Genomic DNA, 6562 nt, shown 5'->3' on the forward strand with positions numbered 1-6562 from the left:
CCTACTCCCTTACTGCCCTACTCCCCTACTCCCTTAACCAGTAATGTCGATCACGCCGCAATCGCCGGCCGCACTTCCGAAGACGATGCGGCGCTCTTCCTTGTCCCACATCATCGATGTGATGGCGCCCTTGCCGGGGCGGCGCAGCAGCACTTCCTTCGCATCGGCGAAGCGCGCCGCGATCACCATGCCGTCCTCGTAGCCGATGGCCGTGACCTCCTGGCTCGGGTGGCAGGCGACGCAGGTCACCATCGTGTTGCCGCGTGTGCCGAGTTCCAGCGGCGCCTTGCCCATTGGGCCGTCCTTGCTGGCGAACGGCCACACGATCGCCGCCGGCGCGCCCGAACTTGCCAGCCACTTGCCCTTCACACTCCAGGACAGGCTTTTCACCTTGCCCGGATAGCCGCTCATGCGCATGTGCTTGCCGTCGGCCAGCTTCCAGCCGTGCAGCGCGTTCTCCTGCATGGTGGTGATGAGGAAGGCGCCGTCCGGCGAGAAGCTTATGCCGGTATGGGCGCCAGCCCATTCGAGGTCCACCGGCTTGCCGTCGGCGGCCGGGAAATGCAGCGTCGCGCCATTGTAGCGGGCAACCCCGAAGCGCATGCCTTTCGGCGAGAAGGCCAGGCCTTCCACCGAGCGTGGATGGGTAAACTCCTTGATCTTGCCGTCGGCAAAGCACACGAAGGCGATCTTGCCCGAGGCATAGGCGATCGCGCCCTGCGGGCCGGCGGCGACGCTGGTGATCCATTTTTTGCCGGCGCTTGCCAACTCGGTCACCTCGCCGCCGGCCTTGACGGCAAACACCTTGCCGTCCTCGCCGCCGGTGATCAGCCGGTCGTTGGCTGCGTCATGGAAGGCGGCGAGCAGCCCGTCATTGGCTTGCACGGTCTTGTGCCCATTGTCCAACCGGTGGATCGTCCCGTCGGCAAGCGCGAAATGCGGCACGTCGTTGAGGAAGACGGCGGCGACGCAATGGCCTTCGAGATCAAGCGGGGCGACTGTGGGCATGGGCACTGGTCCATTCGAGATCACAAGCCGGCGCGGCTAGGTGTGGCTCCCCCTTCTCCCCTTGTGGGAGAAGGTGGATTGGCGCGTAGCGCCAAGACGGATGAGGGGTGTTGGACGGAGCGCCGTCATCGCCAAGCTGGAACACCCCTCATCCGACCGAGCTTCGCTCGGCCACCTTCTCCCACAAGGGGAGAAGGAGAGAAGGGCAGCGCTAGCGCCTGAAAGTCCGAAAATCAAGCCGCCTGGCAGGCTTCAAAACTCTTGCGGAGCCGCTCTTCATCGAGATCGCGGCCGATGAACACCAGCCGGCTCTCATGCTTCTCGCCGTCCTTCCAGGCGCGCTGATGGTCGCCTTCTAGGATCATGTGCACGCCTTGCAGAACATAGCGCTCGTCGTCGCCCTTGAGCGCGATGATGCCCTTCAGCCGCAGAATGTTCGGACCTTCCATCTGGGTCACCTTCTCGATCCAGGGGAAGAACTTCTTCGGGTCCATCTCGCCGCCGCGCAGCGACACCGACTTCACCGTCACGTCGTGGATATCCGAAGCATGGTCGTGGTGATGATGGTCATGCCCGTCATGATCGTGGTGATGGTGGTCGTGGTCGTGATCGTGATCATGCGCCTCGAGGAAATGCGGATCGTTCTCCAGCGCGCGGGACAGGTCGAAGGCGCCACGGTCGAGCACCTCGCGAAGCGCCACGCCGGCGCGCTCTGTGCGATGGATCCTGGCCGCCGGGTTGATGGCGCGGATCGTCGCTTCGACCTTTTCGAGTTCTTCCGGGGTGACGAGATCGGTCTTGTTCAGCACCACGACGTCGGCAAAGGCGATCTGGTCCTCGGCCTCCTTGGAATCCTTCAGCCGCAGCGGCAGGTGCTTGGCGTCGACCAGCGCCACCACCGCGTCGAGCTTGGTCTTGGAGCGCACGTCATCGTCCATGAAGAAGGTCTGTGCCACCGGCACCGGGTCGGCAAGACCGGTGGTCTCGACGACGATGGCATCGAAGCGGCCGGGCCGCCGCATCAGGCCCTCGACCACGCGGATCAGGTCGCCGCGCACCGTGCAGCACACGCAGCCATTGTTCATCTCGTAGATTTCCTCGTCGGATTCGACGATCAGGTCGTTGTCGATGCCGATCTCGCCGAACTCGTTGACGATGACGGCGTAACGCCTGCCGTGGTTCTCCGACAGGATGCGGTTGAGCAGCGTCGTCTTGCCCGCGCCGAGATAGCCGGTGAGAACGGTTACGGGGATCTGCGTCTGTGCATCGCTCATGGGTTGCCTCGAAAATCTGTGCCCTAAAGGATTTGTCGGCCTCATATAGGGTGTGGGGGCGGCTTTTGCACGCGCCAAACCGGTGGGCCAGCGGATACCCCGATCGGGGCAAGCACCGTGGATGGATTCGCGGTGACCAGGACGGCCTAATGGGGCAGCCGCACGGGCGTTGCCTCACCCTTGCGGACTTTCCGCTGTGAATCTCGCCGCCTCAAAAGTCGTTTGTCATCTAACTGAAATAAACATCTGGCATCACCTGCGCGGGCACCGCAATGCTTGCCGGCAAAGCGTTCTGCAAGCCGGACTCTTTAGATCGTCATTTGCCAGCCGCCGGACAGCCTCTATGCTGTCCGCGCCGGTTCGGCCGAAGAGGGAAGGACCATGGCCAAGGCGGACAAGACAGCGACAATGAGCCGGCTGCATTCGGCGGCGCGGCTGGCGCGAACGGCGCTTGCGGCGCGGCTTCTGGCGCACGGTTTCTACGCCGGCCAGGACCAGATCATGCTGGCGCTGGATCGCGAGGACGGCCAGACCCCGGGCAATCTCGCCGGGCGGCTCGGCGTGCGCCCGCCGACGATCACCAAGACCATCAACCGGTTGCAGGCACAGGGCTTTCTGGAAAAGCGCGCCTCCAACGCCGATGCGCGCCAGGCCCACATCTTCCTGACGGACGCCGGCCGCGAAACCATCCGCGCCATCGAGAAATCGGTCAAGAAGACCGAAAAGCAGGCGCTGAAGGGCCTCGACAAGAAGGACCAGAAGGCGCTGTTCAAGCTTCTCGCCCGCATCGAGGCCAACTTGTCGAACGAAGACCTGATCCTCATCGACGACGACGCGGAGTTGGATGATTAAAGCGCGACGCGCAGCGTCGTCGCTTAACCGCGAGACGTTGGTGACCCCCAAGCGACGCGTTAGCGTCGTCTCGAGCGACGCATGCGCGACGCGCAGCGTCGTCGCTTAACCGCGAGGCTTCCGGTAATTAGCGCTCAGGCGGGACGCGCAGCGTCGTCGCCCTTTCCTCTAAGCCACCGATGCTTGGGTGGTGCGTGGAGCGACGACGCTGTGCGTCGCGCTTACAATGCTAAGCCGGTGCTTGGAGCGACGACGCTTTCGCGTCGTGCCCCCGCACCAGCGCCGCCCAGCGTCCCGGCGTCAGCCCGAACGCTTTCTTGAAATGCCGGTTGAAATGGCTCTGGTCGCTGAAGCCGACCGCAACAGCTGTTTCGGCGAGCTGTTCTCCCATCTCGATCATGCGCCGCGCCCGCTGCAGCCGGCGCATCAGGAGGAAGCGGTGCGGGCTGGTCGAATAGGTCGCGCGGAAGTGGCGTGACAGCGCATAGCGGTCGAGGCCGGTGACAGCCTCGAGCTCATCGGAGCGAACCGGCCGCCCGGCATTCTCCTCGATATAGTCCCGCGCAAGCGCGGCGGCGCGCCATGCCGTCCTTCCCATCGGTTTTGCCGGCTCTCCGGCATGATGTTTCAGATGTTGCGTCAGTTGCGCGATGAAATCGGCGACGAACAAATCGTCGAGCTCCTCATCCAGCGGCGCAAGGGCTGAAAGCAGCGTGCCGCGCAGGCCGGGATCGCTGACCACCGCGTCCTCGACGAAAGGCAGCGCCGTGCCGGCTAAGCAGTCGAGAAGCAGCGACGGTTCCAGATAGAGGATCCGGTAGCGTAAGCCGTCCTCGGTGCCGGCGCCGCCATCGTGCAGTTCGTCGGGATGCAGCACGATCACCTGGCCGGGCAGGCTGTGCCGAAGCGCGCCGCGATAGTGGAAGCGCTGCACGCCGTCGAGCGTCACGCCGATGGCATAGGTATCGTGGCGGTGCAGATCGAAGGCGTTGCCGTGGAAGCGTGCTTCGATGCGTTCGAGCCCGATGGCGCCGGGCGCCGAAACGATCCGGTCCCCGGCGGTAATCACATCCGCGCACGAACGTTCAAGACCTTCCAGCGCCTCACCGCCTAGACCGTGCGCCATCGCCTCATCCATGCCCATCATGGGTCACCTTTTGGAGAAGCATTTTGGTGTTCGACACGAAATTTGCAATCGTGCTGAGGGAAGACCTCGCCATCTGGCAGAAGCTCAACGTCACCGCGTTCCTGACCAGCGGCATCGTCGCGCAGTTCCCTCAGATCATCGGCGAGCCCTATCGCGATCGCGCCGGCAATCTTTTCAATCCGCTGTCGATCCAGCCCGTCATCGTTCTCTCGGCGGACGGGCCGACCCTCAGCACCATCCATCGCCGGGCTTTGGAGCGCGGCGTGATCACATCGGCCTATGTCGAGGAGATGTTCTCGACCGGCCATGACGTGGCCAACCGCGCCGTCTTCGCTGAATTCGCGCCGGACGACGCCAGGATGGTCGGCATTGCGCTGCGTGCTGACGTGCTGAAAAGAAACTGGTCGACAAGATCACCAAGGGCGCCCGCATGCATGCTTGATTTAGGGAGTAGGGAGTAGGGAGTAGGGAGTAGGGGTTGCTTTGCTCCTTGCTCCGCCTCCAGGATTGACGACTGCGAGGAAGGTTCAGGCTAATCGCCTACGGAAGTGCGCACTAAGCCTGTCCCGGGCGCTTGTTGGGCCAGTCGCTTTAGGCTTGCCGGCCGACGGCGATTGCCGCAAAAGGGAGGCATCTACCTTTCCCCCGGCCTGACTTTGAGCGTTCCCAGAAACCATGACGACAGCGCAACGCCGCCCGCGGCGATGCTGTTGATGCTTTGCGTCTATGTCTGCTTCACCTTTCTCGACACCTCGAGCAAATACCTGGTGCTTGCCGGTGTCTCGGCGCTGGTCGTCGCCTGGGCCCGCTTCACCGTCCATGTCCTGCTTGTCGGCGTCTTCCTGCGCGGTTGGCGGGAGCCGTTGCGCTTCCGCGCCAACAACCTGCCGGCGCATATCCTGCGCGGGTGCCTACTTTTCGGCTCGACCATGTTCAACGTCCTGGCGCTGAGGACGCTGCAGCTTGCCGAAACCACCTCGATCTACTTCTTCGGCCCGATGGTGATCACTGCATTGGCCGGTCCGCTGCTCGGCGAATGGGCCGGCTGGCGGCGCTGGCTGGCGATCCTCACCGGCTTCGTCGGCGTTCTCATCATCACCCGGCCGGGCGTCGGGGTGCTCGGCATAGGTCATCTCTTCGCGCTCGGCTCGATGCTGTCGAACTCCTTCTACGTCATCATGACGCGGCGCATGTCGGCGACGGAGACGCCCGAGAGCCTGATCCTGTTCTCGGCGCTGGCGCCTGCCGTGCTGCTCGTGCCGATGCTGCCGTTCTCGCATGCGCTGCCGCAGGACGGCTGGCACTGGTTCATCCTGTTGATGCTGGGCGTGTTCGGCGCCGGCGGCCATTGGCTGTTGGTCCAGGCCTATCGTCTCGCGACCACCACCGCGCTTGCGCCGTACCCCTATTCACAAATGGTGTGGATGATCGTTTCCGGCTGGCTGATCTTCCACCAGCTTCCCGACCGCTGGACGCTGCTTGGTGCGGCCATCATCGTCGCCAGCGGCCTCTACATCATCCATCGCGAGCACCGGCTGCGCCTGCGCAATTCCGCCTCGCTCGACATCGAAGCCGAGACCCTGGCGAAAAAACTTTGAATTGCTCCCGATCGATGGCATAAGGCCGAATTTAAACAATTTAAAAACGTGTTTCCGAGGACCTTGGGGAGCAAAGGGCACTGGCACAGAAGATCAAGCTTTCGACGATCGCGGATGCGCTCGGCGTGTCCACGGCAACGGTATCGCTGGCGCTGCGCGACAGCCCGCTGGTCGCCGGCTCCACGCGCGAGCGCATCAAGGAGCACGCCCGCGCCATCGGCTATATCTACAACCGGCGCGCCGCCAGCCTCCGCACCTCGCGCTCCGGCATTGTCGGCGTCGTCGTGCACGACATCATGAACCCGTTCTTCGCCGAGATCCTGCGCTCGATCGAAAGCGAGCTCGACCGCAGCCGCCAGACCTTCATCCTGTCCAATCACTACGACCAGCTCGAAAAGCAGCGCACCTTCATCGACACGCTGCTGCAGCTCGGCGCTGACGGCGTCATCATGTCGCCGGCAATCGGCACGCCGGCCGAGGACATCATCATGGCCGAGGAAAACGGCCTGCCGGCGGTGCTGATCGCGCGCACCGTCGCCGGAGCCGACGTGCCGGTCTTCCGCGGGGACGATGCCTATGGCACGGCGCTCGCGACCAACCACCTGATCTCGCTCGGCCACAAGCGCATCGCCATGATCGGCGGCACCGACCAGACGTCCACCGGCCGCGACCGCTACCAGGGC

The 6562-nt window shown here is 63.8% G+C and carries 6 protein-coding genes and 1 pseudogene; 4 read left to right on the forward strand and 3 right to left on the reverse strand.

Annotated features, from left to right (window positions below; all coding sequences use genetic code 11):
* Nucleotides 1–33: 33 nt before the first annotated feature.
* Together EOA38_RS24225 and EOA38_RS24230 are read right to left on the reverse strand one after the other, a co-directional pair.
* A complete protein-coding gene (locus tag EOA38_RS24225; protein WP_127300416.1) occupies nt 34–1008 on the reverse strand; it encodes a WD40 repeat domain-containing protein in 975 nt (324 codons plus the stop codon).
* Nucleotides 1009–1241: 233 nt separating this feature from the next.
* A complete protein-coding gene (locus EOA38_RS24230; RefSeq protein ID WP_127300417.1) occupies nt 1242–2282 on the reverse strand; it encodes a GTP-binding protein in 1041 nt (346 codons plus the stop codon).
* A gap of 381 nt (nt 2283–2663) precedes the next feature.
* Here EOA38_RS24230 and EOA38_RS24235 point away from each other — a divergent pair, with 381 nt between their 5' ends.
* Nucleotides 2664–3134, forward strand: a complete 471-nt coding sequence (locus EOA38_RS24235; RefSeq protein WP_127300418.1) for a MarR family transcriptional regulator — start codon at nt 2664–2666, stop codon at nt 3132–3134.
* A 229-nt stretch (nt 3135–3363) separates the two neighbouring features.
* Here the strand turns inward: EOA38_RS24235 and EOA38_RS24240 are convergent, their stop codons facing one another.
* A complete protein-coding gene (locus EOA38_RS24240; protein ID WP_127300419.1) occupies nt 3364–4260 on the reverse strand; it encodes an AraC family transcriptional regulator in 897 nt (298 codons plus the stop codon).
* 47 nt (nt 4261–4307) lie between these two features.
* Here EOA38_RS24240 and EOA38_RS24245 point away from each other — a divergent pair.
* The 3 genes and pseudogenes from EOA38_RS24245 to EOA38_RS24255 all read left to right on the forward strand — a co-directional run.
* Nucleotides 4308–4723 (forward strand): annotated as a pseudogene (locus tag EOA38_RS24245) (DUF2000 family protein).
* Between the two features lie 271 nt (nt 4724–4994).
* Nucleotides 4995–5879, forward strand: coding sequence for a DMT family transporter (locus EOA38_RS24250; protein WP_189434847.1), 885 nt, complete (start codon nt 4995–4997; stop codon nt 5877–5879).
* A gap of 80 nt (nt 5880–5959) precedes the next feature.
* The coding region (locus EOA38_RS24255; RefSeq protein ID WP_145966049.1) for a LacI family DNA-binding transcriptional regulator at nt 5960–6562 on the forward strand (603 nt) is incomplete at its 3' end.

This window comes from Mesorhizobium sp. M1E.F.Ca.ET.041.01.1.1 (genome assembly GCF_003997355.1).
Taxonomy (GTDB): Bacteria; Pseudomonadota; Alphaproteobacteria; order Rhizobiales; family Rhizobiaceae; genus Mesorhizobium.

Bases quoted from the DNA above. Each gene is read 5' to 3' on its own strand.
- EOA38_RS24225 (WP_127300416.1), bottom strand. From the start codon at position 1,008: ATGCCCACAGTCGCCCCGCTTGATCTCGAAGGCCATTGCGTCGCCGCC.
- EOA38_RS24230 (WP_127300417.1), bottom strand. From the start codon at position 2,282: ATGAGCGATGCACAGACGCAGATCCCCGTAACCGTTCTCACCGGCTAT.
- EOA38_RS24235 (WP_127300418.1), top strand. From the start codon at position 2,664: ATGGCCAAGGCGGACAAGACAGCGACAATGAGCCGGCTGCATTCGGCG.
- EOA38_RS24240 (WP_127300419.1), bottom strand. From the start codon at position 4,260: ATGGCGCACGGTCTAGGCGGTGAGGCGCTGGAAGGTCTTGAACGTTCG.
- EOA38_RS24250 (WP_189434847.1), top strand. From the start codon at position 4,995: ATGCTTTGCGTCTATGTCTGCTTCACCTTTCTCGACACCTCGAGCAAA.